The organism is Pseudomonas sp. PvP025 (assembly GCF_017832155.1).
Classification (GTDB): domain Bacteria; phylum Pseudomonadota; class Gammaproteobacteria; order Pseudomonadales; family Pseudomonadaceae; genus Aquipseudomonas.
On record NZ_JAFIBJ010000001.1, the window covers coordinates 2476627 to 2502075 of the forward strand.

Consider the following 25449-nt stretch of genomic DNA (forward strand, 5'->3'; position numbering starts at 1 on the left):
TTCAATGGCCTCCGGTGCGTCGGCTACGCCTGGAAGACAGGTAGTCGATCAACAGATTCACGCCGATGGTCAGGGTGCCAATGGCCAGCGCCGGAATAACGATAGCCAGCGCGCCCTGGCTGAGGCCGCCGATGTTTTCGCGCACCAGCGAGCCGAGGTCGGCGTCGGGTGGCTGCACGCCGAGGCCGAGAAAACTCATGCCGGCGAGCAACAGTACGATGTAGCCGAACCGCAGGCCGAGGTCGGTGAGCACCGGGTTGAGGATGTTCGGCAGGATCTCCCGGCACGCTACGTACAAACGGCGCTCGCCCCGGGTGCGGGCGACCTGCACGTATTCCAGCGCCTCGATGTTCACCGCCATGCTGCGGGCCACGCGGAACGATCCGGGGATGTAGCTGATGACCGCCGTGCAGATCAGCAGGGTCACCGACGAGCCGAAAGCCGACACCATGATCAGCGCGAGCATTTTGCTCGGGATGGAAATGAAGGCGTCCATGATGCGGCTGATGATTTCGTCCAGCCACTTGGGCGACACCACCGACACCAGCGCACACAGGGTGCCCAGGGTGCTGGCAAGCACCGCGGCCACCAGCGCCAGCCCGACGGTGAAGCGTGCGCCGACCATCACCCGGCTGAGCATGTCGCGGCCCAGGTAGTCGGTGCCGAACGGGTGCGCCAGGCTGAAGCCGTCGAAGACGTTATCGGACACCACTTCACCCACCGGGTGTGGCGCCAGCCAGGGGCCGACCAGCGCCAGCAGCAGCCAGGCGACGCAGATCACCGCACCGGCCAGACCCAGCCAGGACGGGCCGTTGGAGGCTTTGGCCAGTGCCAGGGCGGAGGATGCAGGCTTGGACTTCGCAATGAGCGTGTTCATTGGTTTCTCAGCCTCGGGTTGGAGAGGATTGCGCAGAGGTCGGCGATCAGCACCAGGCTCAGGTAAGCCGTGCAGAACAGCATGGTGCAGGCTTGCACCAGCGCCATGTCGCGGTTGGTCACCGCATCGACCATCAGGCTGGCAATGCCCGGGTAGTTGAAGATGGTTTCGACGATGACCACGCCGCCCAGCAGGTACGACAGGCTCAGGGCGATGGCATTGGCAATGGGGCCGATGGCATTGGGCAAGGCATGGCGCAGCACGATGCGGATCGGGCCGACGCCTTTGAGCCTGGCCATTTCGACGTAGGGGCTGTCGAGCTGGTCGATCACTGCCGCGCGGGTCATGCGTGCCATTTGCGCGACGATCACGCAGCACAGCGTCATCACCGGCAAGGCATAGGTGCGCATGAACTCCCACGGCGAGCTGATATCGCTGGCATACGACAGCGACGACAGCCACCCCAGGTTCACCGCGAAGATCAGCACCGCCAGGGTCGCCACCAGAAACTCCGGCACCGCGACCATGGCCAGGGTGACGAAGCTCAGGATGTTGTCGATGCGCCCGCCTCGGGCCATCGCCGAACCGATGCCGAGCACCAGCGCCACCGGTACCGAAACCAGCGCCGTGGTGGCCGCCAGCATCAGGGTGTTGGGCACCCGCCCGCCCATCAGCTCACTCACCGGCATCGCGCTGGACACCGACATGCCCAGATCGCCGGTGAGCAGGTTCATCAACCAGTGCAGGTAGCGCAACACACCGGGCTGGTCCAACCCCAGTTTCAGGCGCAGTGCCGCCACCTGTTCAGGCGTCGCGAACTGGCCGAGGGCCTGTTGCGCCGCATCGCCGGGCAGGACTGCCGTGATCGCGAACACGACCATGGACACGATCAACAAGGTCACGACGGCAGCGCCCAGGCGCCGGCCGATCAACCACAGTGTAGTGCTGTTCATCGCAAAGCCCTCATCACGCGTCCAACCACACCTGCTCGGCGAACATGTAACCCATGAAGCCGCCCAGCGGGTGAGTGCGGTAGCCCTTCAGACGCTGGTCGACACCATCGATGTTGCTGATGAACACCGGCACGCCGATACCGCAATGGTCATGCACCAGGGTCTGCATGTCGGCGTACATCTTGCCGCGCTTGGCTTCGTCGGTTTCGGCGCGGGCCAGCAACAGCAACTGATCGAACTGCTCGTTCTGCCAGCCGGACTCGTTCCACGGCGCCTTGGACTGGAAGAACTGCGAGAACATCACGTCGGCATTCGGCCGTGGGTTGATGTTGCCGAAGCTCAACGGATGCTTCATCCAGTGGTTGGACCAGTAGCCGTCGCTGGGCAGGCGGTTGACGTCGAGCTTGAGGCCGGCCTGTTTCGCCGATTGCTGCAACAGCACGGCGATGTCCACCGAGGAGGTCGCGGCGGGCGAAGCGGCGAGCGGCATGGTGATGCTTTCCATGCCGGCTTTTTTCAGCAGGAAGCGCGCCTTCTCCGGGTCGTACACGGTCTGCGGCAGGTCGGCGTTGTAGTAACGCGAACCGGGCGCAATCGGGTGATCATTACCCACCACGGCGAACCCGCGGAACACGGCGGACTTGACCTGTTCGCGGTCCAGCAGGCATTTCATGGCCTGGGTGAACTCCGGGCTTTTGCCCGGCATCTGGTCCTGGCGGATGATCAGGTTGGTGTAGTTGCCCGAGGGTGAATCCACGTATTGATGGCCGGCGCTGGCCTTGATCCGGGTGGTGGAGCGCGGGTCGACCTGGTTGATCGCGTGCACATCGCCCGACAGCAGCGCATTGACCCGCGACGGTTCGTCGCTGATGGCGATGACTTCGATCTCGTCCAGGTACGGCAGGCCGGGTTTCCAGTAGTTGGGGTTGCGCACCGCCACCGAACGCACGCCTGGCTTGAATTCCTTGACCTTGAACGGCCCGGTGCCAATGCCCTGGCTGAAGTCGGTGGTGCCTTCGGGCACGATCAGCAAGTGCGACACGGCCAGGATCGAAGGCAGCTCGGCATTCGGCGCGCCGAGGCGAATCTGCACCTCGTTGGGACCACTGGCCTTGATCTCCTCGAACTGCGCCACCAGCGCCATGACTTTGGAGCCGATCGCCGGGTCCTTGTGGCGGTTCAGGGAATACACCACGTCGGCGGCGGTGAGCGACTTGCCGTTGTGGAAGGTGACGTCCTTGCGCAGGGTGATGGTCCACAGCGTGGCGTCGGTGTTATCGATGCGTTCGGCCAGTTCCAGTTGCGGCACCATGTGCACGTCGAAACGGGTCAGGCCGTTGTAGAACATGTACTGGCGCACGTAGTCGGTAGACAGGCCGCCCTTGGCCGGGTCGAGGGTGTCAGCGGTGGAGCTGGCCACGCTGGCCACGCGAATCTTGCCGCCTGGCTTACCCTTGCCTGCCACCGGCGCGTCATCGGCCCACAGTTTGCCGGCGGCGCCGAACAGGCTGCCCGCACCCGCCGCCGCCACACCGGCGACGCCGAGCATCTGCAGGGCGTTGCGGCGCGACATGCCACGGTTAAGGCCTTCGAATACCCGCAGGCTTTCTGCTCCGCAGATGAGGTCGGGCGTGTTCTTGTTGTCTGTCATGGCAAGGCTACCTGTCGAAGATGAAAAGATTCGAGTGCTCACGGATATCCGGAGCGTCCTGGAAACGCAAACGACGGTGAGTCAACTGCGGCGCTTCAATGCAAGTAATCCTGGAAGCGGTAATAGGCGCCCACGAACGGCAGGAACCAGGGTGTGCCGAAGTGTCCGGGGATCGCCGGCCACTCAAGCTCGCGCCACGGGTTGGCCGCTGTATTGCCGGCCATCACGTCGGCCATCACCTGCCCCATGTGCACCGACATCTGCACGCCATGGCCGCTGTAGCCCATGGAATGAAACACGCCGCCGTGCTGGCCTGCGCGTGGCAGGCGGTCGGAAGTCATGTCCACCAGGCCGCCCCAGCAGTAGTCAATCTTCACATCCGCCAATTGCGGAAACATGTTCACCATCGCCGCCTGCAGCACTTTGCCGCTCTTGGCGTCGGACACACTGTTGGACATGGCGAACCGCGCACGCCCGCCGAACAGCAGGCGGTTGTCCGGGGTCAGCCGGAAATAATTGCCGATCATGCGGCTGGTGACATAGGCACGGTGCTGCGGCAACAGCTGGTCGATCAGCGCCTGGGGCAACACCTCGGTGACGATCACAAAGCTGCCCACCGGCACGATGCGTCGGCGATACCAGCCGAGGCCGCCGTGCTGGCAGGCGCCGCTGGCCAGCAACACCTGACCGGCGTGCAGCGAGCCCTTGGCAGTGTTGACCTGATAGCCTCCGGCGTGCGCCTTCCAGTCGTTGACGAGGGTGTGCTCGTGAATCAGCGCGCCACGTCGCGCGGCAGCGTCGGCCAGCCCCACGCCGAAGCGGCCGATATGCATCTGCACGCCGTTGCGTTGCAGCAGGCCGCCATGAAACTGCACCGAATTGACTTCAGCACGGGCCTGCCCGGCGTCGAGCAACTCCACATCGGCGTCCACCTCGCGCCGGATCAGTTCGCAGGTGCGTGCCAGTCCCTCGTAATGCAGGGGCTTGGCCGCCAACTTGAGCTTGCCGTTGCGCACCAGGTCGCAGGCGATCTGCTCCTGCGCCACCAGCGACGCCACCGTGTGCACCGCGCTTTCATAGGCCTGGTAATAGGCACGCGCGCGGTCGGCGCCGAGGCTGGCGTGCAGCCCGGCGTAGTCCTGAGCCACGCCGGTATTGCACTGCCCGCCGTTGCGCCCCGACGCTTCACCGACCACCCGCCCGGCATCCAGCACCACCACGCTGGCGCCGCGCATGGCCAGTGCACGGGCAGCCGACAGCCCGGTGAACCCGCCACCGACGACCGCCACATCGACCTGCCGGGGCAGGTCACCCGACTGTGCGCCGGTGAAGGCCGGTGCGGTGTCGAGCCAATAGGATTCACTGCCCATGTCTAACCTCGCGCGCTGTGGACGTTCGTTTTACAAACCCACCAAGCCTGGCAACCCGCCGATATCGGTAATCTGCTGGTAACCATAGGCGGCATTGGCCGGCACTTCATGCCCACGGGCAACGAAGGCCTTGTGCTTGATCTTCATGTCGTGGGCCGGCATCAGGTCGTAGCGGAAGCTGGACGACACATGCAAGATGTCTTCCGGACCGCAGCCCAGGTTGTCGAGCATGAACTCGAACGCGCGCAGGCGTGGCTTGTAGGCCTGGGCCTGCTGGGCGGTGAACACTTTGTGGAACGGTGCGCCGAGCTTCTCGACGTTGGACATGATCTGACTGTCCATGGCATTGGAAAAAATCACCAGGGGAATCTTGTCGGCGATCTTCGACAGGCCGGCTGGCACATCGGCATGGGGGCCCCAGGTCGGCACGGCGTCGTAATACAGCTGGCCTTCTTCGCGATACTCAATGCCCCAACGCTTGCAGGTACGGGCCAGGGCGGTCTTGAGCACTTCATCGTAGGGCCGCCAGTCACCCATCACCTGGTCGAGGCGGTAGGCGGTGAAGTCCTTGACGAACTGTTCCATCTGCTCAGGCGTGACGCGGTCGGCAAACAGCTCGCGGGTCAGGGTGCCCATGTGGAAGTTGGTCAGCGTACCGTAGCAGTCGAACGTAATGAATTTGGGACGAAGAAAGCTCATGGCGTGTGGTCCTGGAGTCAATGGAATGTGGCCAAGCGTTCGCGGCTCTGGCGGCGCGTCAGCCCTGTGCAACACAGCTTCATTACAACACTGTGAAATCAGCAGATGGCGTCAAAAACGCCCGCACCTCAATACAAAGCACCGTTTTTAGCGCCAGCGCCAGCAGAGTTTGCGGCGCGCACAAGCCTTGGGCAAAGCCCGTATTCATGCGCCTTAATGGGCCTTTTACGGCATGAAGGCTCAAGAATGGGGCTGGCGAGCGGCAGAAAGTGTGGTGGGCCGCCGCGCTTGGTGCTGCGCGCTGACGCGGCCATAAACAGCCCTCTCTACGGCAACGCATTTGCTGCTGAGCGCCGCCTCGAATTTAGTAGTAACTATGGTGGTGTGACCCTCCTGCATTGCAAATCTGCCGAATACTGCGCGCCCTCTTGCCAGCCCTGAAAACAGGTGGGATACAGGCATTCCAATGATGCTCCCCCTTTTGCTCAACGGAGGCCCGCCATGGCAGCCCAGCCACACACTGATTACCTCTATCGCTCGATGACGGTGGCCGACTTGCCGGCCGCCCATAACTTGTCGGTGCAACTCAAATGGCCCCACCGCCAGGAAGATTGGGCGATGTTGCAGCGGGTCAGTGACGGCTTTGTGGTACTCGATGGCGAGCGCCTGATCGGCACCGCATTCGCCTGCCCTCAGGGCGACTACGCCACCATCGGCCTGGTGATTGTCAGCGACGACTATCAGGGCCGGGGCATTGGCCGGCGTTTGATGGAGCTGGCGCTGAAAGCCTGTGCCGCGCGCACACCGTTGCTTAACGCAACCGTGGCCGGCGCGCCGCTGTATGCCAGCCAGGGTTTTGTCGAGTTCGGCCATATACAGCAGCACCAAGGCAATGTGCAGGTGCCCGAGCAGACCGCGCTGGCCGTGGGTGAACACTGTCGCCCGTTGACGGCCGACGATCACGCCGCCGTGATTGCCCTGGCCAACGCCGGCAGCGGCCTGGACCGCCGTGAAATCCTGCGCGACCTGCAGGTGGAACACGCCGTGGGCATCGAACGCGACGGCCAGTTGCGCGGGTTTGCGCTGCTGCGCCCATTCGGCCGCGGACGTTGCATCGGCCCGGTGGTGGCCGAAACCCTCGAACAAGCTAAACACCTGATCACCACGTTGCTTGAGCAGGTGCCGGACGCCTTCGTGCGCATCGACATTCCCGCCAAGTGCGGCCTCGGCGACTGGCTCGAACAGGCCGGTCTCAAGTGCGTCGAAACCGTCGCCCGCATGGCCAAGGGCACACCGCCCAAGGCCAGCGGCGGCGTCCAACTGTTTGCCCTGATCACCCAAGCGGTCGGTTGATTCTTTCCTGGAGCCTTACCCATGTCCTCTCCCCGTATTCTGATGCTGGCCCGCGCTGACGGCAGCGCCGTTGGCACCCCCTTTCGCCACGCGGCCCTGAACACGCTCGACCCGTTCGGCGACGCCCGCCAGATCGCCTGGCTCAGCGACGACGGCGTGTCGGCCGGGCGCGTTGCGTTCAGCGGCGAAGCTGTCATCGACGATTTCCCCTACAGCGAAACGCTGGTAGTGCAGGCAGGTTCCGTGCTGCTGCACAGCGCCGAGCAGACCCTGGAACTGGGCGTCGGCGACAGCGCCGTGATCGGCCGGGGCACACGCCTCACCCTGCAGGCGAGCCCCGGCAGCTGGTGGGCTTTCTGCGCGCTGAACCTCACGGACGCGCCGCTGCGTCCCGGCCTCACCTGGCTCGATCCACGCACCCCGCTCAACCCGTCTGCCGCCCCCGACGCCCAGATTTTGATCGGCCCCGCGCCGCAGTGCCGCGCGAACAACCTGTTCGATGATGAAAGCACCGAGCTGCGCGTGGGCATCTGGGATTCCACGCCATATGCCCGTCACGGTCGCCCGCACAAGCTGCATGAATTGATGTACCTGATCGAAGGCAGCATGACGCTGCAGGACGCCGAAGGCGTGGACACAACGGTCAACCCCGGCGACACCGTGTTCGTCGCCAAAGGCGCGCCCTGCGCCTGGCGCGGCTCGGTGTATGTGCGCAAGGTTTACGCGGTGAAATAAGCTGTTATCGCTCCAGGGAGCCCGTTGAATGACTACACACTCTTCGAACCGCTACAGCGTCGATGCGCACACGGCGGACAAGTTCTACATCGATGGCCGTTGGGTGGCGCCGGCCGTTCCGGCGAGCCTGGCGGTGATCAACCCGGCCACCGAAGAGGTGGCCGCGCAGGTGGCGCGCGGCTCCAGCGAAGATGTCGACCGTGCCGTCGCTGCGGCGCGTGCGGCGTTTCCCGGCTGGTCGGCCACTGCTCCGGCGGCGCGCGCCGTGGTGCTGGGGAACATCCACGCGTTGATTCTGGAGCGCAAGGAACAACTGGCCCAGGCGCTGTCCCTGGAAATGGGCGCGGCCATCGGTTTTGCCCGCGCCATGCAGGTGCCGCTGGCGGCCGAACATGTGCGGGTGGCGCGTGACCTGCTGACGAGCTACCGCTTTCACACGCTCGAAGGCAGCACCGCCATCGAACGCGAAGCCATCGGCGTGTGCGGGCTGATCACGCCGTGGAACTGGCCGCTGTACCAGATCACCGCCAAGGTCGCGCCGGCGATTGCCGCCGGCTGCACCGTGGTGCTCAAACCCAGCGAACTGTCGCCGCTGAGCGCGTTGCTGTTCGCTCAACTGGTGCACGACGCCGGCCTGCCGCCGGGGGTGTTCAACCTGGTCAACGGCAGCGGTCACGAGGTGGGCGCGGCGATGGCGGCGCACCCTGACATCGACATGATTTCCATCACCGGCTCCAACCGCGCCGGCGCCCTGGTAGCGCAGGCCGCCGCGCCGACGGTCAAACGCGTGACCCAGGAACTGGGCGGCAAGTCGCCGAACGTGCTGCTGCCCGATGCGGACTTTGCCAACGTGGTGCCGCTGGGGGTGATGTCGGCGTTTCGCAACGTGGGCCAGTCGTGCAGCGCGCCAACGCGGATGATCGTGCCGAGGGCGCGGTTGGCCGAGGTCGAAGCCCTGGCGGCGGCGACGGCCAACGCGATCATCGTGGGTGACCCGTCAGCGGAGGACACGGTGCTGGGGCCGATTGCCAATCAGGCGCAGTTCGAACGCGTGCAAGTGATGATTGAGGCCGGTATCGACGAAGGGGCGAAACTGGTGTGCGGCGGTCCAGGGCGGGTGGCGGGTTTTGATTACGGCTTTTACACGCGGCCGACGGTGTTCTCTGAAGTGGACAACCGCATGCGTATCGCCCAGGAGGAAATTTTCGGGCCGGTGCTTTGTATCATTGCGTATGACACGGTGGACGAGGCGGTGGCCATTGCCAATGACACGGTGTATGGGCTGGGCGCGCATGTGCAGGGGCAGGACCTGCAGGCTGCCCGGGCAGTGGCATCGCGTATTCGGGCGGGGCAGGTGCATCTGAATCATCCGGCGTGGGATCCGATGGCCCCGTTCGGGGGGTATAAGCGGTCGGGCAATGGGCGGGAGTATGGGGTGGTGGGGTTTGAGGAGTATCTGGAGATTAAGGCGATTGTTGGGTTTGGCGGGTAGATTAATGTAGGGGCAAAAACCAAAGCAAAGCAGATCAAAAGCAGTGTGATATCTATCAGACAAATGGAGATCAAATGTGGGAGGGGGCTTGCTCCCGATGGCAGTGTGACAGCCAGTCTATGTATTGACTGATTCACCGCTATCGGGAGCAAGCCCCCTCCCACAGTTTGAACAGCGCCAGGCAGGAAAACCTCGGTCGGCTCTAAGGTCGCCGCGCTCTTGATCTGGGGCGCTGTAAAAGCGGAACCGCCATTAGCCGTTACCGAAGCAACGGCTATACCCACCCCAAAAAACCTCAAAAGTCCGCCACCTTTCCCCAAGCCGAAGACTTGAACCGATCCGGATGATAAGGCTGCGGATCCACAATCGGCTGCGCCCCGCTCACAATATCCGCAATCAAATGCCCCGCCCCCGGCCCAATCCCAAACCCATGCCCACTGAACCCCGCCGCCAACACCAAGCCTGGCAAGCTGGCCATTTCCCCAATCCCGGGAACTCCGTCAGGCGTGCTGTCCACGTACCCCGCCCACGCCGCCGTCACCGATGACTCTTTAAACGCCGGCATCAGTTGCGCAGCCCGCGCGTAAGTCAACTTCACCGCCGCCGCATCAGGCGTCGGATCCAGAATCCGCATCTTCTCCATCGGCGTTGGCTCATCCAGACGCCAGCGCTTCCAGCTTTCATGCCCTGCCCGCGCGCCTTCGAACCCGCCCACCGCCAGGTTGCGCCAGCGGCGTTGAAACATCGGTAAAAACTGCGGCGCAAAGCTGAGCAACTGCGGCGTCGGGTCAACCCGGCCGCGTCCACTGATGGCCAGCGTATAGCTGCCATCAAAGCGACGTGTCATCGAGGCCTGGGAGGTGTGCAGCGCACTGGGCAGTTCCTGATTGGGCGGCGACACGCGAAGCACCGTTTGCCGAATGGTCGCCTGGGGAAACCGAATGCCGTACTGACGGCAGAACGACGACGCCCAGGCACCGGCGGCGAGTACCGCGAGACGGGTGCGGATGGTGCCCTTCTCGGTCACCACTCCCGACAGTCGCCCGCCTTCGGTCTCCAGCCCGCGCACGGCGCAGTCCTGATGCACCGTGCTGCCCAGCACCATGATCGCGCGCGCGACCGCAGGCGCTGCGCGGGATGGGTCGGCGATGCCGTCGGTGGGCGCGTAGACCCCGCCCTTCCACTGTTTGCCGGTGGCCCGACCCCGTTCAGCGGCTTGCTGCGCGGTGAGCATATGGGTCTCGACGTTGACCGAACGGGCAAATTCGCCCCAGCGCGCCCAGCCGTCGATTTCCTTTTCGTCATTGCTCAGGTAAAGCAGGCCGCAGCGGGTGAAGCCGGTCTGCTCGCCGGTTTCGGCGGCGAACTGCGCCCACAGTTCCAGGCTCTTGGTGGCCATCGGCAGCTCGCGCGCATCGCGATTCTGCTGGCGGCACCAGCCCCAGTTGCGACTCGATTGTTCAGCGCCGATACGGCCCTTTTCCACCAACGCGACCTTCATCCCGCGTTTGGCCAGGTAGTAGGCGGTAAAGGCACCGATGATGCCGCCGCCGATCACGACCACATCGGCGTCCGTCGGCAGGTCAGGCGAGGTTTCTACAGGAATCAGGGGAGCTGGCATGGGCGGGTTTCCGTCAAGGTCGGTCGTGGGGGCTCTGGCATCGCGGCAGCATGGATTTATTACACCACCATGAAGCCATGCATAAACGGCGAAAAATACCGGCTGACTGATACAAACCACCGTTTAACAGGCTTGCCCCGGCAGACTTTACCGATGAAGCGGATGAGGGTTTGCGTAACGCCGTGAGGCGGCCGCGCCTATTAGCTGGTAAAGTGCGCACCGTTATTTATTAAGAGGAATGTTTCATGGCCACTAACCGCTCCCGGCGTCTGCGCAAAAAACTGTGTGTGGACGAGTTCCAGGAACTGGGTTTCGAACTGAACCTGGAATTCAAGAAAGACCTGGCCGACGATGCAATCGATACTTTTCTCGACGCATTCCTCAAAGAAGCCATGGAAGCCAACGGCCTGGGCTACGTCGGCGGTGACGACTACGGTCTGGTCTGCCTGCAGAAGCGTGGCTCGGTCAGCGAAGAGCAGCGCGCCAAGGTTGAAGCCTGGCTCAAATCCCGCGATGAACTGACCAACGCTGAAGTCAGCCCGTTGCTGGACGTCTGGTACCCGGAAAAGCCGATCAACCCGGTTGCCTGATTGTCCTCAGGGCCATCTTCGTGATGGCCCTGTTTGTTTACGCGAGCCCCTCCTCTGGTGCTCCGCGCCCACGACACTTTGGTCGCCGGGCAACCGCTCAAAATCACTCGATCAATGAACTCACTGCCAACTCTGTAGTGAAAGCAACGCCGTGCCTGCAAAAAAACGCCAATTTCCAGCTATCGTTCAGCTACAAGTGGCGCGACCTTGGGGCATAATGCCGACACTTTCATGACCACTGAGGGATTTTTCTTACGTTCCCCTCGCTTTTTTCACCCTCCTCAGCAGTAGGGTTCTATTTTTTATGATCAAATCCTTGCGTCCATTGTTACTCGCCGGTCTGCTTCTGCCACTGGCCTTTTCCGCCGCCGCCGCCCCCGTCAACAACAGCCTGCCGCCCAATGTCGCGCAGGCCCTGCAGAAAGCCAAGCTGCAAAATACCGCCCTGTCCCTGGTGATGATTCCGCTGAACGGCCCGGGCACGCCGACCGTGTTCAACGCCGACGTCTCGGTGAACCCCGCCTCCACCATGAAGCTGGTCACCACCTACGCGGCCCTGGAAATGCTGGGCCCCAACCATCAGTGGAAAACCGAGTTCTATACCGACGGCACCCTCAGCGGTGGCGTGTTGCACGGCAACCTGTACCTCAAGGGCGGCGGCGATCCCAAGCTGAACATGGAAAAACTCTGGCTGCTGATGCGCGACCTGCGGGCCAATGGCGTACAGCAGGTCACCGGCGACCTGGTGCTGGACCGCAGTTTCTTCAACCAGCCACTGCTGCCCGAGTTCAATGACGACGGCAACGACGAGAACAAACCGTTCCTGGTCAAGCCCGACGCGCTGCTGGTCAACCTCAAGGCCCTGCGCTTTGTCACGCGTAACGATGGCGGACGGGTGATCGTCTCGGTTGAGCCGCCGATTGCCACCATTCGTATCGATAACCAGGTCAAGGTCTCCAACGCCAAGCAGTGCACCGGCGATGTGCGCTACAACCCGGTCACCGCCGCCGATGGCAGCGTCACCGTGACCGTCAGCGGCCAGTTGGCCGATGGCTGCAGCTCACAGACCTACCTCTCGCTGCTCGACCACGCCACCTACACCGCCGGCGCCGTGCGCGCCATCTGGAAAGAGTTGGGCGGCAGCATTCAGGGCCGCGACCTCCAGGCCCCGGTGCCCAAGAGCGCCAAGGTACTGGCCCGCGCGTTCTCGCCGGACCTGGCGGAAATCATCCGCGACATCAACAAATACAGTAACAACACCATGGCCCAGCAGTTGTTCCTGAGCCTGGGCGCGCAGTTTCGCAACGACGCCGACGGCGACGATGCCAAGGCCGCGCAACGCGTGGTGCGCCAGTGGCTGGCGAAGAAAGGCATCACCGCGCCGCACCTGGTGATGGAGAACGGTTCCGGCCTGTCCCGCGCCGAGCGCGTCAGCGCGCGCGAGATGGCCGCCATGTTGCAGGCCGCGTGGAAAAGCCCGTACGCCGCCGAATACATCAGCTCCCTGCCGATTGCCGGTACCGACGGCACCATGCGTAAACGCCTGAAGACCACCGCCATGCGCGGCGAAGCCCACGTCAAGACCGGCACCCTGAACACCGTACGGGCGATCGCCGGGTTCAGCCGCGACAACAACGGCTACACCTGGGCGGTGGTGGCGATTCTCAACGATCCGAAGCCGTGGGGTGCCTCGTCGGTGCTGGACCAGGTGCTGCTGGACCTGTACCGCCAGCCGAAAGTGATGGCTGCAGCGCCGGTGCTCTAAATGTGGGAGAGGGGCTTGCTCCCGATGGCGGTGTGACAATCAGTCCATGGATTGACTGATTCACCGCTATCGGGAGCAAGCCCCCTCTCACATTGGTTTTTGTGTCTGCCTTCAGGCCGGTAGTTTTTCCGGCGTGACACGGTCGCGGCCGGCCTGCTTGGCCAGGTACACCGCCGAATCGGCGCGCAGCAGCAAGCCGTCGATGCCCTCATCGACACGCCAACTGGCCACGCCGAAACTGGCGGTCACCGTACCCACTGCCTCCATCGGTACGCTGCGCAACGATTCCCACAGCTCCATCGCCAGGCTGTAGGCCTGCTGGCCATCGGTGCCGGGGCACAAGACCATGAACTCTTCGCCACCCAGGCGACAGAACACATCGGTGCGGCGCAAGCGCTGGCTGATGCGCTTGCACAGTTCCTGCAGCACGCCGTCGCCCACCCCGTGACCATAGCGGTCGTTGATGCGCTTGAAGTGGTCGATATCCAGCATGATCACCGACAACGCCCCCGACGTACGCCTGACGCGCACCATCTCGGCCTTGAGACGGTCCTGGAAGTAGCGACGGTTGTGGATGCCGGTCAGGGAATCGGTGATGGAGAGCGCGCGCAGTTCTTCTTCCACTCGCTTGAGATCGGAAATATCCGACACATAACCGTGCCACAGCGTGCCACCTCCGGGTAACTCCTCCGGCGTGGCCTCGCCACGAATCCAGCGCAGACCCCGCTGCGGCAAGATCACCCGGTACTCTTCGCGCCAATGGCTCAGCTGCACCGCCGACGAGCGAATCGAGGCACGTATGCGTTCGACGTCCAGTGGGTGGACGCGCTCGAAGACCTTTTCCGCATCCTGCTGCAACACCCCCACCTCGATTTCATAGATATCGCGCATGCCATCGCTGGCATATATGAAGCGCCACTCACCCCGGGGCTTGAGGGTGAACTGGAAAATCCCGCCGGGCACGTGGGCGCTGAGTTTTTTTAGCAGGCGATCCCTTGCGGCCAGTGCCTCATAGGCGCGCTTTTGCTCGGTCACGTCGAGGTAGATCGCCAGGTGGCCCACCCACAGGCCATGGTCATCAAGCAACGCGGTGCCGAGCATATTCACGATCAACTGGCTGCCATCCTCGCGGACCAGAGTCCATTCGCGCGCCTCGTGCAGGCTGTCCGGGCTCTGTACCAGCATGGCCTGGCTCGGCGGGATACGCTTGCCCAGCAGCAGGCTCACGCTCGCGGCGCTGGCTTCCAGCTCCGACGCCAGGTGCAGGCTTTCGAGGGTGGCGCGCCCAAGCACCTCAGCGGCCTTGAAGCCGAGCATCTGTTCGGCACCGGCGTTGAAGGTATTGATTACGCCACGCAGGTCGGTGGCGATGATAGCGACCTGGGTGGCGGCATTCAGCACGCTGCGCAGTTGGCTGTGGGTACCGCGCAGTTCCTGCTCGCGCGCGCGCAGCTGCCCGGTGCGCTGCTCCACCAGTTTCAGCGCGCGCTGGCGCTGGCTGACCAGCACGTAGAGCAAGACTGCAACCAACAGGCTAAGCAGCCCGCCCATGCTCAGGATGCTGATCAGCGAGGAGTGGCCGGTGCCGTCGAACACCTGGCTGGGACGCAGTGTCAGGGCGTAGACATGGTCGCCCAGGGTCAGGCGGCGGGTCACGCTGAGGTCGTTGTCGCTCGGCGTGTTGCCCGACTCATAAAGCCTGCGTTGCTGCAGGTCGGAGGTGTCAACGATCTGCGTCACCAGGTTATCGCGGTCGGGCCTGGGCAAGCCGTCGGCCACCAACTGGCGTAGGCTGATCACTGCCATCACGAAGCCAAACGGCTCTGCTCCTGCCTGGGAAGCGACCGGCGCAACCAGCAGCACGCCCGTCGCGTAGGCAGGCTCCACGCCCACCAGTTGCATCGGTTGGGACACTGCCAGCTTGCCGCTCTTCTGCGCCCGTTCAAGGGTCGAGCGCCGCAGGGGCTGGGCCAGCAGGTCAAACCCCATGGGCGAGCCGAACTGGCTCTGGGTCTGGTTGTACAGCACCGGCACGTATTCATCACGTTCAGCCGCCAGAGCCAGTTCGCCGGCCGCATTGAGTTCACGGATGGCGAACGGCGTGCCGAGCGCGCGCGAGATGTCCTGTTCAAAGCGGCTGCGCTGCGCGCGCACTACGCGCGGCGCCCACGCATAGGCGCGCGCGCGCAGCAGCAAGGGCTGGGCAAAACCGTCGAATTCTGCGCGGGTCACGTTCTGGGAATTAGTGAAGAAACGTTGCAGGCTGCCCAGGCGTTGCTCCTGGTCTTCGAAACGTTCCTGCAGGCGACTGAAGCGCTCACTGACCAGCAATTGGAAGCGCTGGCGCACTTGTTGTTGATTGAGCTCGCAAGCGGCCCAGGCGACGATAATGGTCAAGGCAACCCCTGCCAGGAATACCACCGACGCCACCCACCAGGCGGATGCCTGCTCACTGATAAAGCCTAGTATTTTCGGGCGGACGGCTTGCAACGGCATGGACAACACTCAAGACGCCAACGTGCAGAGGTGTCACGTTGGCCAGGCCTTAGTTATAGCCATAGGCCAGGGGTTTGACCAGCCTCAAACCACTGCAGAAGCAAGTAAGCTCGCGCCTGCAGTGGACACGCGCCGATCAGCGTGCGGTGATTTTCCAGGCGCGGTGAATTTTGGCATTGCGCGCAAAATCCGGGTCGAGGGTCTTGTCGCTGATTTCCTCGACGGCGTAGCGCTCGCTGAGGTTGTCCTCGAGCACGAACTTGCGGAAGTTGTTCGAGAAGTACAGCACGCCGCCCGGCGCCAGGCGCGCCATGGCCAGGTCGAGCAATTGCACGTGGTCGCGCTGTACGTCGAAGATGCCTTCCATGCGTTTGGAGTTGGAGAAGGTCGGCGGGTCGATGAAGATCAGGTCGAACTCATCGCGGCTCGCCTCCAGCCACGCCATCACATCACCCTGCTCCAGGCGGTTCTTGTCGGAGAAGCCGTTGAGCGAGAAGTTGCGACGCGCCCAGTCCAGGTAGGTTTTGGACAGGTCGACGCTGGTGGTGCTGCGCGCGCCACCCTTGGCGGCGTGCACGCTGGCGGTGGCGGTGTAGCAATACAGATTGAGAAAGCGCTTGCCGGCCGCTTCCTTCTGAATGCGCATGCGCATCGGACGGTGGTCGAGGAACAAGCCGGTGTCCAGGTAATCGGTGAGGTTGACCAGCAGCTTCACGCCACCTTCGCTGACCTCGGTGAACTTGCCCTGGGCGCTCTGGCGCTCGTACTGCTTGGTGCCGCTCTGGCGCTCGCGACGCTTGACCACCACGCGGCTCTTGTCGATGTTGAGCGCCTGGGGAATCGCGGCCAGGGCATCGAACATGCGTGCCGAGGCTTTTTCCGGGTCGATGGACTTGGGCGCGGCGTATTCCTGCACATGGACCCAGTCGTGGTACAGGTCGATGGCCATGGAGTATTCCGGCATATCGGCGTCGTACACGCGGTAGCAATCCACGCCTTCACGCTTGGCCCACTTGCCCAACAGCTTGAGGTTCTTTTGCAGGCGGTTGGCGAACATCTGCCCGCCTTCGCTCAGGCGTGCCTGCTCGACGACCGGTGCTGGCGCCGGTTTGATCGGGTTGCCGTTCTTGTTGTACTGGCGCTCTTGCGGCTCGACCGGGGCCTGGTCGTAAGCGGCCTGCTCGCGCTCGGCCTGACGCTGCTCCGGGGTGCGACGCTCGCCGGTGACGAACTGATCCGGGTTGACCTTGATCAGCAGCAGCTTGCACGGCAGTGCGCCGTTCCAGAACGAATACTGTTTGTGGCTGCGGATGCCCATGCGCTTGCCAAGGTCCGGCGCGCCGGTGAACACCGCCGCTTCCCAGCCCATGCAGGCCTGACGCAGACGTTCGCCAAGATTCTGGTAGAGGTACAACAGGCTGGCTTCGTCACCCAGACGCTCGCCGTAGGGCGGGTTGCAGATCACCAGGCCTTTCTGGTTCTGGTCCGGACGCGGCTCGAAGGTGCCGACTTCGCCCTGGTACACCTTGATCCAGTGACTCAGGCCCGCGCGTTCGATGTTGTTGCGTGCCGGCTGGATCAGGCGCGGGTCGGCTTCATAGCCACGCACCCACAGCGGCGGTTTGTTCATGCCGATGGCGGCACGTTCCGACGCTTCGGTGTGAAGTTTCTTCCACAGCGCCGGCACGTGGCCGAGCCAGGTGGTGAAGCCCCACAGTTCGCGATTGAGGTTGGGCGCCATGTCGGCGGCGATCATCGCGCCTTCGACGAGGAAGGTGCCCACGCCGCACATCGGGTCGGTCAGCGCGCCGCCTTCGGCAGCAATGCGCGGCCAGCCGGCACGGATCAGGATCGCGGCCGCGAGGTTTTCCTTCAGCGGCGCGGCGCCCTGCTGCAGGCGGTAACCGCGCTGGTGCAGGCTGTGGCCGGACAGGTCGAGGGAGAGGATGGCTTCGCCACGGTCAAGGCGCAGGTGGATGCGCAGGTCCGGGTTGATCTTGTCGATGGACGGCCGTTCGCCGGTCGGGGTGCGCAGTTTGTCGACAATCGCATCCTTGACCTTCAGCGCGCCGAAGTGGGTGTTGTCGATGCCTGAACCGTGGCCGCTGAATTCCACCGCCAGGGTGCCATCGGGGACCATGTGCTCGGCCCATTCGATGTCCAGCACGCCGTGATAGAGGTCTTCGGCATCCTTCATCGGGAAGCGCTTGAGCACCAGCAGCACGCGGTTGGCCAGACGTGACCAGAGGCACAGGCGGTAGGCGGTCTCCATGTCGGCCATGCCGCGCACGGCCGAGGTGTGCTCGCGGGCGTCCTCAAGGCCAAGCCCGACGGCTTCCTCGATCAGCAGGCCTTCAAGGCCTTTGGGGCAAGTGAGGAAGAGTTCAAAACGGTCCGACATGGGGCATTCCAGGCTTTTCAGCAATAAATGAACGGGCGACGCATCGCCGGTTCGGTTTTCAATCAAGCACTTTTCTTGAAGAGTGCTCGCGTGGCACGAATGTGCCGTCCCACCCGGGCGATAGGGCCCGTAGGCCCTGAATGCAAAGGCAGATCAATAATTTTAGGCAACAAAAAGAAATATTCCGACCCTTCGTCGAATAATAACCGACTGCAACGGGCGGGCATTCTCACCAAGGGATTGCACCCATGGTCTGCGCGGGGCACATCATAGCTGGCTTTGGCGATAAAAAGGGGCGAAAAGCCATCCCAGCTTATGGCTATAGCATCCAAAACGTTACGTGCTTATGACAAAACGATCATTGAATCCATGTGACCTATTGGTTAGAAATCAACACAGGTTGGCGCCGTAACGACGCCGACACACAGGCTCGCCACGCCGGCAGCGAGCCCACCAACGGCAGAAAAACTCTGCCCGGCCCCAGACGAGGCCGAAGGATATCTAGACAGTCAACCAGTGAGGGAAACACCCTATGAGAAGACTTAAGCGTGATCCGTTGGAAAGAGCATTTTTACGCGGATATCAATATGGCGTTCATGGCAAATCCCGTGAGCTTTGCCCATTTACTCTACCGTCGGTACGCCAAGCCTGGATCAACGGCTGGCGAGAAGGACGCGGCGACAACTGGGACGGTATGACTGGCACTGCGGGTATCCACAGACTCAACGAACTTCACGCCGTCGGCTAACTCAGGGCATTTAATTCCGACATACCACCGTTGAATATGTAACGACTTAACCACGCACGCCTGACCCAGGCGGCGGGCTTCGGCCCAGGGGCTCCTTTATGGAGCCCTTTTTTATTGGATGGCAAAACCCATTGAGGCTAGCGTTCTTTGTGGGTTGCCCTATTGCCCGCTCTGTGGCGAGCAGGCTTGTCCTGCGTTGGGTTGCGCAGCAGCCCCAAAACCGGACACTCGGTTCCAACTGAAAGAACGCAGCGTCATGACTGGGTCTGCTGGCAGACTCGCGCGGGGCAAGCCCTAATGCCAGTCAGTTAAGCGCAGATCCCTTATGGAGTCGTCGCACCGCCGCTCCCACATTTTGTACAGCTTTCGGCAAACCATTCCGGTCGGCTCTAAGGCCGCCGCGCTTTTGCTTTTGATCTGAGGCGCCCCGTCAAACACGCTGGCCGAACGCAGGCTTTGGAGCGTGGGTAACCCGGCAGGACGCCGGGTTAGCCGCGCTGGGCCAGGGATGGCCCATCGCGGCGGCCCACGCTCCGAAGCCTGCGTTCGGGCACACCGAGCCTGGGCGAGGTGCCGAGTGTTGGGGCAAGAGCGTTTTGCTTACTTTTGCGCTTTTCAAAAGTGAGCCGCTGTAAGAGCGGAACCGCCAGCAGCCGTTACCGCAGAAACGGATATGTACACCGAAAAATCGTCTTCGCAGGCAAGCCAGCTCCCACATTTGATCGTCGTTGCCTTGAGCATTGCGTTCGCTTAACTGACTGGCATTAGGGCAGGCCCGCTCGCCACAATGGCATCCACCGATTCGCGAATCAGCGCGGGGCCCTTGTAGATGAAGCCGGAGTAAAGCTGCACCAGGCTGGCGCCGGCGGCGATTTTTTCGGCGGCGTGTCTGCCTTCGGTAATGCCGCCCACGGCGATGATCGGCAAGCGTCCGGCCAGCTCGGCCGCCAGCACCTTGACGATGTGGGTGCTCTGCTCACGTACCGGTGCACCCGAGAGCCCGCCCGCTTCATCCCCATGGGCCAGGCCTTCGACACCTGCGCGGCTCAGGGTGGTGTTGGTCGCGATCACCGCATCCATCCCCGAATCCACCAGCGCCTGGGCCACCAGCACGGTCTCTGCGTCGCTCATGTCCGGGGCAATCTTGATCGCCAGCGGCACGCGCTTGCCATGCCGCACGGCCAGGTCTTCCTGGCGCTGGCGCAGGGCTTCGAGCAGTTGTTTGAGCGAATCGCCGAACTGCAGGCTGCGCAGGCCCGGCGTGTTGGGGGAACTGACATTGACGGTGACGTAGCTTGCGTGGGCGTAGACCTTGTCCAGGCAGATCAGGTAGTCATCCACCGCGCGCTCGACCGGGGTGTCGAAGTTCTTGCCGATATTGATGCCCAGGATGCCCTTGTACTTTGCCGCCTGAACCCGCGACAGCAGGTGATCGACGCCCAGGTTGTTAAAGCCCATGCGGTTGATGATCGCCTCGGCTTCCGGCAGACGGAAGATGCGCGGCTTGGGGTTGCCCGGCTGCGGCCGTGGGGTCACGGTGCCGATTTCGACAAAACCAAAACCCAACTGGGCAAAGCCGTCGATGGCCGCGCCGTTCTTGTCCAGGCCGGCTGCCAGCCCGACCGGGTTGGGAAACTCGAGCCCCATCACTGACACCGGCATTTTCGCTGGCGCCTTGCAGACCAGGCCATTGAGCCCCAGACGGCCGCCGGCACCGATCAGGTCCAGGGACAGGTCGTGGGAGTTTTCCGGGGAGAGTTTGAACAACAGCTGGCGGGCCAGGTTATACATGGGCGGGCTAGACTCGGATGGCGGCGAAAGGTGGCGCGATTATAGCCGGGGTGATCGCCCCGGTGCGAGGCGTGCCGCCCAATCGTCACTGACGCAGTGCGACCAGCGCCTCATAGCGGGCCCAGATTTTCTGCGCGTACTGCTCGCGCAAGGCGTCACGCTGCGGCCCCGACCCTGGCCCCGCATTGTAGGAGCCCACGGCCGTCCAGTTGTAACCGAAACGCTGGATAAACTCGGCGAGGATCGAAGCGCCCACTTCAACCGACAGGCACGGCTCGCTCAGCAGCCGCTCTTCGGTAATGCCCTGCTTGAGCAAGCGCGGCAGGTGCATGCTGTTGATCTGCATCAAGCCGATATCACGGCTGCCGTCGCTGTTCGCATTGTTCATCGCGTTCGCACGGTATCCCGACTCCACCGCCGCGATGGCCTGCAGCAGCTCCGGTTCAATGTCGTAGCGACCGGCCACGTCTGCCCAGCAATCGGCCCAGGCCGGGCTGCCGAGCAGCGCCGCAGTCAATACGATGCTGCTGACCAGGCGTTTAATCATGCTGCACCTGGCCACAGGCCGAGCAGAGACGCGGCCCGTGCGCCCCTTCCCGCAGCGGCCTGAACTGGACATTCACGGCGCAGGTAAAACGATAGCCCTTGCCATAAATCGTCTTGATAAAGCCCTTGTCGGTCTTCAGGTGCTTGCGCAGCGAATAAATGCAGCGGGTGAGCGACTCCTCGGACACCTCTCTACGGGGCCAGGCCGACTCCAGCAAATGGTCCTTGGTCATCAACGCACCGCCGGATGCCAGCAGCAATCGCAGCACATGCCACTCTTTGGGCGGCAACTGAAGGTCCACATTCTGCCCGGTCAACCGGCCATAGCCATGCAAGGTCCATCCGGCAAACACCCATGAGGCAGTCAGCTCATCATTCGCGATGGCCATGGGCACCTCGGTATCCATCTACTGACATTGAATTTCTTGCTTCCTGAATCGACCGATACGGCAACAGCAGGACTATAAAAACCTGATCGCCGAACGGAGCTAGGAAACTGCCTATACGCGTGAGGATTTCGAGAGTCACTAAGTAGGACTTTTCGCCGCGCGCAGATCACTCAGCGCCCTCAGGGTTCACGCCCATAAAGGCACGTCGCACGCGCTCGTATTGGGTCTCGGTCAGTGGCGGCGGTCCTACGGCGCCCGCCAGCAGCTTCGGCTCGCCGCCCACCGCGCGCGCCTGGATCACGAACAGCCGCACCTGGGCACCCCGGGCGCGGCGCATGCCCTCGTCATCACGGCGAAAAGCCCCCAACCACAAACGGCGGCCCTGAGGCACACGCACCACCGTGCTGATCGCGATGCGGCCCACCGCCCCTGTCGAACCTGGCGTGAGCTTGCCGGCCATGGGCCGCCCATCTTCAAGGTTCAGTTGCATCTCGATCTGGCTCGCATCGGCAAACCGCGGCAGCACACTGGCTTCGGTGCGATAGCGCACCGGTTGCCACTGGGCGTCGTCTTGCACCGATTTGGGCAGGTAAAAGGTGTGGGCGTCATGGAACACCGCCGGGACGTTTTCCTGGGTAAGGATCACCGGAAACGCCACCACCCTGGCCTTGCGACGACGCTCCAGCGCAGCCAGTTGCGCCATCAGGCGGTTGTCATCCAGAGGGGCCAGCACCTGCGTTACTGAAGGCGGGTCGTTGCCCTCCCCGGACCAGGCGGTCGCCAGCTTTTCCAGCTCGGCACGGTCCACGTCGATCTGCCACAACGCCACCTCAATCGGCCGCCTGGGCGTGTCGAGTTGCGCCACCAGCTCCTCGATCACCTTCACCTGAGCCGGCATGCCCTTGATCAGCAGGCTGTTGGAGTCGGGATAGGCGATCACCAGCAGGCTCTTGTCCGCCAGCGGACCGCGCGCGCCGCCCTTGCGCTCGGCAGCCAGTACGGTTTCGATCATCGAGGCCATGCCGGGAACATTGACCTGCTCATCACCCAGGGCATATTGACGATCGGCCACGTGGGTGTTGAACACCTGCACCACGCCAAACGCCTGATCGCCCACTCGCACCTGAGTGCGCTGGCGATCCATCAGTTGCGCCAGGTGCAGCACCTGGTCCACATAATTGGGAGGGCCGGACACATAAAAGGTGGGCCCGGTGCTTTCGCGCAGGGGAAAGCGTGATTCATCCAACCCCGAACGGCGCATGAACCCGCGCAGCCGGTCGACCGAGATATGCCGCAGCGTCACTGCCGAGCTTTTCGCTTCGCTGGCGTCATACACACGCAGTACCTGGCCGTCGCTGTACCAGATCAAGCCATGCTGCTCGGCCACGGCCTGCAGGGTGTGCTGCGCCGCGCTCAAATCGAACACCCCGGAAACGCGCTTGCGCGAGACGTCGCGGCTGACCACCACGGGCAACCCCAAGGGCACTGACAATGCGCTGAACACGGTATGCAGGCTTTCATCCTGCGCCCGGTAGTCCGCGGCCGAGGCGAACGCGCTTGCGCACAGCACAGCCAGGCACAGCAACCGGCGCAAGCGGGTCATGACAGGGGAATCGATCGTCACCGTGGATGTTCCTGGCTGTATGGCGCAAAGAGGCGGCCATACTGAAAGCCGGTCGCGTTTCAATCTTGATGAGAAACTGACGGCCAGCCGCGCCTACGGGGCCGTGGCATGTGCCTTGCTAAGCCTTGCTCACTGGTTTTTTGATTGAAAAGGCGGCATTGATGAACGATTCGGCAGGCAGCAGCCCGGCCAGAGATCCATTGGCCTGGGTCCACGGCAGTGACGCCCCGGAAAAGAGCAGCCTCGATCTCGGATTCATGGCCTTGAGCGATTGTGCCTCGCTGGTGGTCGCGGCCACCCAGGGCTTTGCCCAACCCTACGGCTTGACCCTGAACCTCAAGCGCCAGTCATCCTGGGCCAACCTGCGCGACAGGCTGGTCAGCGGTGAACTGGATGCCGCCCACAGCCTGTATGGGCTGATCTATGCGGTGCACCTGGGCATCGGCGGCGTGGCGCCCACCGACATGGCGGTGTTGATGGGCCTGAACCAGAACGGCCAGAGCATCAATCTGTCCCACGGCCTGCAGGCACAAGGGGTGACCACTCCTGAGGCGCTGGACCACCACGTGCACCAAAGCCGCACAAAACTGACCTTCGCCCAGACATTTCCCACCGGCACCCACGCCATGTGGCTGTATTACTGGCTCGCAAGCCAGGGCATTCACCCCTTGCAGGATGTCGACAGCGTGGTGGTGCCGCCGCCGCAGATGGTTGCGCACCTGCAGGCGGGGCGCATCGACGGTTTCTGTGCCGGCGAACCCTGGGCCGCCAGCGCAGTGAAGCACAATCAGGGCTTCACCCTGGCGACCAGCCAGACGATCTGGCCAAACCATCCGGAAAAAGTGCTCGGCTGCACCCAGGCGTTCGTCGATCAATACCCCAACACCGCACGCGTGCTGGTGATGGCGGTGCTCGAAGCCAGCCGTTTTATCGAGCAGAGCCACGAAAACCGCCGTTCCACCGCGCAACTGCTCAGCGCCCGCGAGTACCTTGATGCCCCACTCGACTGCATTGAGCCGCGCCTGCTCGGCCAGTATGACGACGGCCTGGGCAACCAGTGGCAGGACCCCCATGCCCTGCGCTTTTTCGCCAATGGCGAGGTCAACCTGCCCTACCTCTGCGACGGCATGTGGTTCATGACCCAGTTCCGCCGCTGGGGCCTGTTGCGTGAAGACCCGGACTACCTTCAGGTTGCCCGCCAGGTGCAGCAACTGGACCTGTATCGCCAGGCCGCCGCCGCCGTTGACGTGCCTGCGAGCCGCCAGGACACGCGCAGCAGCCAGTTGATCGACGGCAAGATCTGGGACGGCTCCGACCCCGCCGCCTACGCCCGCAGTTTCCGTCTGCACGCCCTGGCGGACCACCCCAACCGCCAGGCCCGGCGCTGACAGGAGCACCACCATGTTGCGAATCCTGTTGATCAACGACACCCCGCGCAAGGTTGGGCGGCTCAAGGCGGCGCTGGTCGAGGCCGGCTTCGAGGTGATCGATGAGTCCGGCCTGACCATCGACCTGCCGGCCCGCGTCGAAACGGTGCGCCCGGACGTGATCCTGATCGATACCGAGTCAGCCGGGCGCGATGTCATGGAGCAAGTGGTGCTGGTGACCCGCGACCAGCCGCGGCCGATTGTGATGTTCACCGATGAGCACGACCCGAATGTGATGCGCCAGGCGATCAAGGCCGGCGTCAGCGCCTACATCGTCGAAGGCATCCAGGCCCAGCGCCTGCAACCGATCCTTGATGTGGCCATGGCCCGCTTCGAAAGCGATCAGGCCCTGCGTGCCCAGTTGCAGGCCCGCGACCAGCAGTTGGCCGAGCGCAAGCGCATCGAACTGGCCAAGGGCATGCTGATGAAAATGAAAAGCTGCAACGAGGAAGAGGCCTACACCCTGATGCGCCGCCAGGCCATGAGCCGCCAGCAGAAACTGATCCAGGTGGCCGAGCAGATTATTGCCATGAGTGAGTTGCTGGGCTGACTGTGGCAAAGCCTTGTGATGGGCAGACTGGTTTTGATTGTGGTTGTGGCGAGCAGGCTTGCCCTAATGCCGTTCAGTTAAGCGCAAATTCCCTGTGGCGAGCAGGCTTGTCCTGCGTTGGGCTGCGCAGCAGCCCCAAAACCAGACGCTGAGCCGTATCAGGTACACCGCGTTTTGCTTGATTGGGGGCGCTGCGCCCCCCAACGCGGGGCAAGCCCGCTCGCCACAGGAGGCTTGTTCTGCACAACGTTTAGTGTTGGCGCAGGACTTGCTAAGCATTCATCACAGGTAGCCAACGGCGGTTGCCCTTCCACGACAAAGACGTCGCACATCCGGTTTGCTTTCGCGAACCCGATGGCGGCGTTTTTTTT

Annotated in this window: 20 protein-coding genes; 8 read left to right on the forward strand and 12 right to left on the reverse strand. The window is 63.1% G+C overall.

Going from position 1 to position 25449, the window contains the following annotated elements:
* Position 1 precedes the first annotated feature (1 nt).
* The 5 genes from JOE32_RS10245 to JOE32_RS10265 form a co-directional block, all read right to left on the reverse strand.
* Complete coding sequence (locus JOE32_RS10245) at positions 2-877, reverse strand: ABC transporter permease (RefSeq protein ID WP_057009186.1); 876 nt, start codon at positions 875-877, stop codon at positions 2-4.
* Positions 874-1830: an ABC transporter permease gene (locus JOE32_RS10250; RefSeq protein ID WP_209983710.1), complete on the reverse strand. Its 957-nt coding sequence runs from the start codon at positions 1828-1830 to the stop codon at positions 874-876. The genes JOE32_RS10245 and JOE32_RS10250 overlap by 4 nt, the downstream gene beginning before the upstream one ends.
* A 13-nt stretch (positions 1831-1843) precedes the next feature.
* Positions 1844-3481 (reverse strand): ABC transporter substrate-binding protein, encoded by a 1638-nt coding sequence (locus tag JOE32_RS10255; RefSeq protein WP_209983720.1) that lies wholly within the window; start codon positions 3479-3481, stop codon positions 1844-1846.
* A gap of 95 nt (positions 3482-3576) precedes the next feature.
* Positions 3577-4851: an FAD-binding oxidoreductase gene (locus JOE32_RS10260; protein WP_209983722.1), complete on the reverse strand. Its 1275-nt coding sequence runs from the start codon at positions 4849-4851 to the stop codon at positions 3577-3579.
* Positions 4852-4881: 30 nt separating this feature from the next.
* Positions 4882-5550, reverse strand: coding sequence for a haloacid dehalogenase type II (locus tag JOE32_RS10265; protein ID WP_209983724.1), 669 nt, complete (start codon positions 5548-5550; stop codon positions 4882-4884).
* 501 nt (positions 5551-6051) lie between these two features.
* Here JOE32_RS10265 and JOE32_RS10270 point away from each other — a divergent pair.
* The 3 genes from JOE32_RS10270 to JOE32_RS10280 are packed head-to-tail and all read left to right on the forward strand — an operon-like array spanning position 6052 to position 9130.
* A complete protein-coding gene (locus JOE32_RS10270) occupies positions 6052-6903 on the forward strand; it encodes a GNAT family N-acetyltransferase (protein WP_209983726.1) in 852 nt (283 codons plus the stop codon).
* Between the two features lie 21 nt (positions 6904-6924).
* Positions 6925-7638, forward strand: coding sequence for a cupin domain-containing protein (locus JOE32_RS10275; RefSeq protein ID WP_209983728.1), 714 nt, complete (start codon positions 6925-6927; stop codon positions 7636-7638).
* A 28-nt stretch (positions 7639-7666) separates the two neighbouring features.
* Complete coding sequence (locus JOE32_RS10280; protein ID WP_209983730.1) at positions 7667-9130, forward strand: aldehyde dehydrogenase family protein; 1464 nt, start codon at positions 7667-7669, stop codon at positions 9128-9130.
* A gap of 295 nt (positions 9131-9425) precedes the next feature.
* Here the strand turns inward: JOE32_RS10280 and JOE32_RS10285 are convergent, their stop codons facing one another.
* Positions 9426-10751, reverse strand: a complete 1326-nt coding sequence (locus JOE32_RS10285) for an FAD-binding oxidoreductase (protein ID WP_209983732.1) — start codon at positions 10749-10751, stop codon at positions 9426-9428.
* A 245-nt stretch (positions 10752-10996) separates the two neighbouring features.
* On the opposite strand from JOE32_RS10285, the gene JOE32_RS10290 reads away from it, so the two are divergent.
* A complete protein-coding gene (locus JOE32_RS10290; RefSeq protein ID WP_209983734.1) occupies positions 10997-11341 on the forward strand; it encodes a YggL family protein in 345 nt (114 codons plus the stop codon).
* A 304-nt stretch (positions 11342-11645) separates the two neighbouring features.
* Positions 11646-13106, forward strand: a complete 1461-nt coding sequence (dacB, locus tag JOE32_RS10295) for a D-alanyl-D-alanine carboxypeptidase/D-alanyl-D-alanine-endopeptidase (protein ID WP_209983736.1) — start codon at positions 11646-11648, stop codon at positions 13104-13106.
* Between the two features lie 111 nt (positions 13107-13217).
* Here dacB and JOE32_RS10300 read toward each other — a convergent pair whose 3' ends face one another.
* Positions 13218-15602: a diguanylate cyclase gene (locus JOE32_RS10300; protein WP_209983738.1), complete on the reverse strand. Its 2385-nt coding sequence runs from the start codon at positions 15600-15602 to the stop codon at positions 13218-13220.
* Positions 15603-15738: 136 nt separating this feature from the next.
* Positions 15739-18003: a bifunctional 23S rRNA (guanine(2069)-N(7))-methyltransferase RlmK/23S rRNA (guanine(2445)-N(2))-methyltransferase RlmL gene (gene rlmKL, locus JOE32_RS10305; RefSeq protein ID WP_209983740.1), complete on the reverse strand. Its 2265-nt coding sequence runs from the start codon at positions 18001-18003 to the stop codon at positions 15739-15741.
* Positions 18004-18535: 532 nt separating this feature from the next.
* On the opposite strand from rlmKL, the gene JOE32_RS10310 reads away from it, so the two are divergent.
* A complete protein-coding gene (locus tag JOE32_RS10310; RefSeq protein WP_002553055.1) occupies positions 18536-18751 on the forward strand; it encodes a ribosome modulation factor in 216 nt (71 codons plus the stop codon).
* A gap of 750 nt (positions 18752-19501) precedes the next feature.
* On the opposite strand, the gene JOE32_RS10315 is transcribed toward JOE32_RS10310, so the two are convergent.
* The 4 genes from JOE32_RS10315 to sctC form a co-directional block, all read right to left on the reverse strand.
* Entirely contained in the window at positions 19502-20542 is a 1041-nt protein-coding gene (locus JOE32_RS10315) for a quinone-dependent dihydroorotate dehydrogenase (RefSeq protein WP_209983742.1), read from the reverse strand.
* Positions 20543-20627: 85 nt separating this feature from the next.
* On the reverse strand, positions 20628-21089 hold the full coding sequence (locus tag JOE32_RS10320; RefSeq protein ID WP_209983744.1) for a transglycosylase SLT domain-containing protein: 462 nt from the start codon (positions 21087-21089) through the stop codon (positions 20628-20630).
* Complete coding sequence (locus JOE32_RS10325; protein WP_209983746.1) at positions 21082-21477, reverse strand: winged helix-turn-helix domain-containing protein; 396 nt, start codon at positions 21475-21477, stop codon at positions 21082-21084. The genes JOE32_RS10320 and JOE32_RS10325 overlap by 8 nt, the downstream gene beginning before the upstream one ends.
* Before the next feature lie 166 nt (positions 21478-21643).
* Positions 21644-23101, reverse strand: a complete 1458-nt coding sequence (sctC, locus tag JOE32_RS10330) for a type III secretion system outer membrane ring subunit SctC (protein ID WP_307496349.1) — start codon at positions 23099-23101, stop codon at positions 21644-21646.
* A 161-nt stretch (positions 23102-23262) separates the two neighbouring features.
* Here sctC and JOE32_RS10335 point away from each other — a divergent pair, with 161 nt between their 5' ends.
* Positions 23263-24489, forward strand: coding sequence for a CmpA/NrtA family ABC transporter substrate-binding protein (locus JOE32_RS10335; protein ID WP_209983749.1), 1227 nt, complete (start codon positions 23263-23265; stop codon positions 24487-24489).
* Between the two features lie 13 nt (positions 24490-24502).
* Positions 24503-25078 carry an ANTAR domain-containing protein gene (locus JOE32_RS10340; RefSeq protein WP_209983751.1) on the forward strand — a complete coding sequence of 192 codons (576 nt, stop codon included), beginning with the start codon at positions 24503-24505 and terminating at the stop codon, positions 25076-25078.
* Positions 25079-25449 lie beyond the last annotated feature (371 nt).

Excerpts from the sequence above, each read along its gene's own strand:
- JOE32_RS10245 (WP_057009186.1), bottom strand. The coding sequence starts at position 877 with ATGAACACGCTCATTGCGAAGTCCAAGCCTGCATCCTCCGCCCTGGCA.
- JOE32_RS10250 (WP_209983710.1), bottom strand. The coding sequence starts at position 1,830 with ATGAACAGCACTACACTGTGGTTGATCGGCCGGCGCCTGGGCGCTGCC.
- JOE32_RS10255 (WP_209983720.1), bottom strand. The coding sequence starts at position 3,481 with ATGACAGACAACAAGAACACGCCCGACCTCATCTGCGGAGCAGAAAGC.
- JOE32_RS10260 (WP_209983722.1), bottom strand. The coding sequence starts at position 4,851 with ATGGGCAGTGAATCCTATTGGCTCGACACCGCACCGGCCTTCACCGGC.
- JOE32_RS10265 (WP_209983724.1), bottom strand. The coding sequence starts at position 5,550 with ATGAGCTTTCTTCGTCCCAAATTCATTACGTTCGACTGCTACGGTACG.
- JOE32_RS10270 (WP_209983726.1), top strand. The coding sequence starts at position 6,052 with ATGGCAGCCCAGCCACACACTGATTACCTCTATCGCTCGATGACGGTG.
- JOE32_RS10275 (WP_209983728.1), top strand. The coding sequence starts at position 6,925 with ATGTCCTCTCCCCGTATTCTGATGCTGGCCCGCGCTGACGGCAGCGCC.
- JOE32_RS10280 (WP_209983730.1), top strand. The coding sequence starts at position 7,667 with ATGACTACACACTCTTCGAACCGCTACAGCGTCGATGCGCACACGGCG.
- JOE32_RS10285 (WP_209983732.1), bottom strand. The coding sequence starts at position 10,751 with ATGCCAGCTCCCCTGATTCCTGTAGAAACCTCGCCTGACCTGCCGACG.
- JOE32_RS10290 (WP_209983734.1), top strand. The coding sequence starts at position 10,997 with ATGGCCACTAACCGCTCCCGGCGTCTGCGCAAAAAACTGTGTGTGGAC.
- dacB (WP_209983736.1), top strand. The coding sequence starts at position 11,646 with ATGATCAAATCCTTGCGTCCATTGTTACTCGCCGGTCTGCTTCTGCCA.
- JOE32_RS10300 (WP_209983738.1), bottom strand. The coding sequence starts at position 15,602 with ATGCCGTTGCAAGCCGTCCGCCCGAAAATACTAGGCTTTATCAGTGAG.
- rlmKL (WP_209983740.1), bottom strand. The coding sequence starts at position 18,003 with ATGTCGGACCGTTTTGAACTCTTCCTCACTTGCCCCAAAGGCCTTGAA.
- JOE32_RS10310 (WP_002553055.1), top strand. The coding sequence starts at position 18,536 with ATGAGAAGACTTAAGCGTGATCCGTTGGAAAGAGCATTTTTACGCGGA.
- JOE32_RS10315 (WP_209983742.1), bottom strand. The coding sequence starts at position 20,542 with ATGTATAACCTGGCCCGCCAGCTGTTGTTCAAACTCTCCCCGGAAAAC.
- JOE32_RS10320 (WP_209983744.1), bottom strand. The coding sequence starts at position 21,089 with ATGATTAAACGCCTGGTCAGCAGCATCGTATTGACTGCGGCGCTGCTC.
- JOE32_RS10325 (WP_209983746.1), bottom strand. The coding sequence starts at position 21,477 with ATGGCCATCGCGAATGATGAGCTGACTGCCTCATGGGTGTTTGCCGGA.
- JOE32_RS10335 (WP_209983749.1), top strand. The coding sequence starts at position 23,263 with ATGAACGATTCGGCAGGCAGCAGCCCGGCCAGAGATCCATTGGCCTGG.
- JOE32_RS10340 (WP_209983751.1), top strand. The coding sequence starts at position 24,503 with ATGTTGCGAATCCTGTTGATCAACGACACCCCGCGCAAGGTTGGGCGG.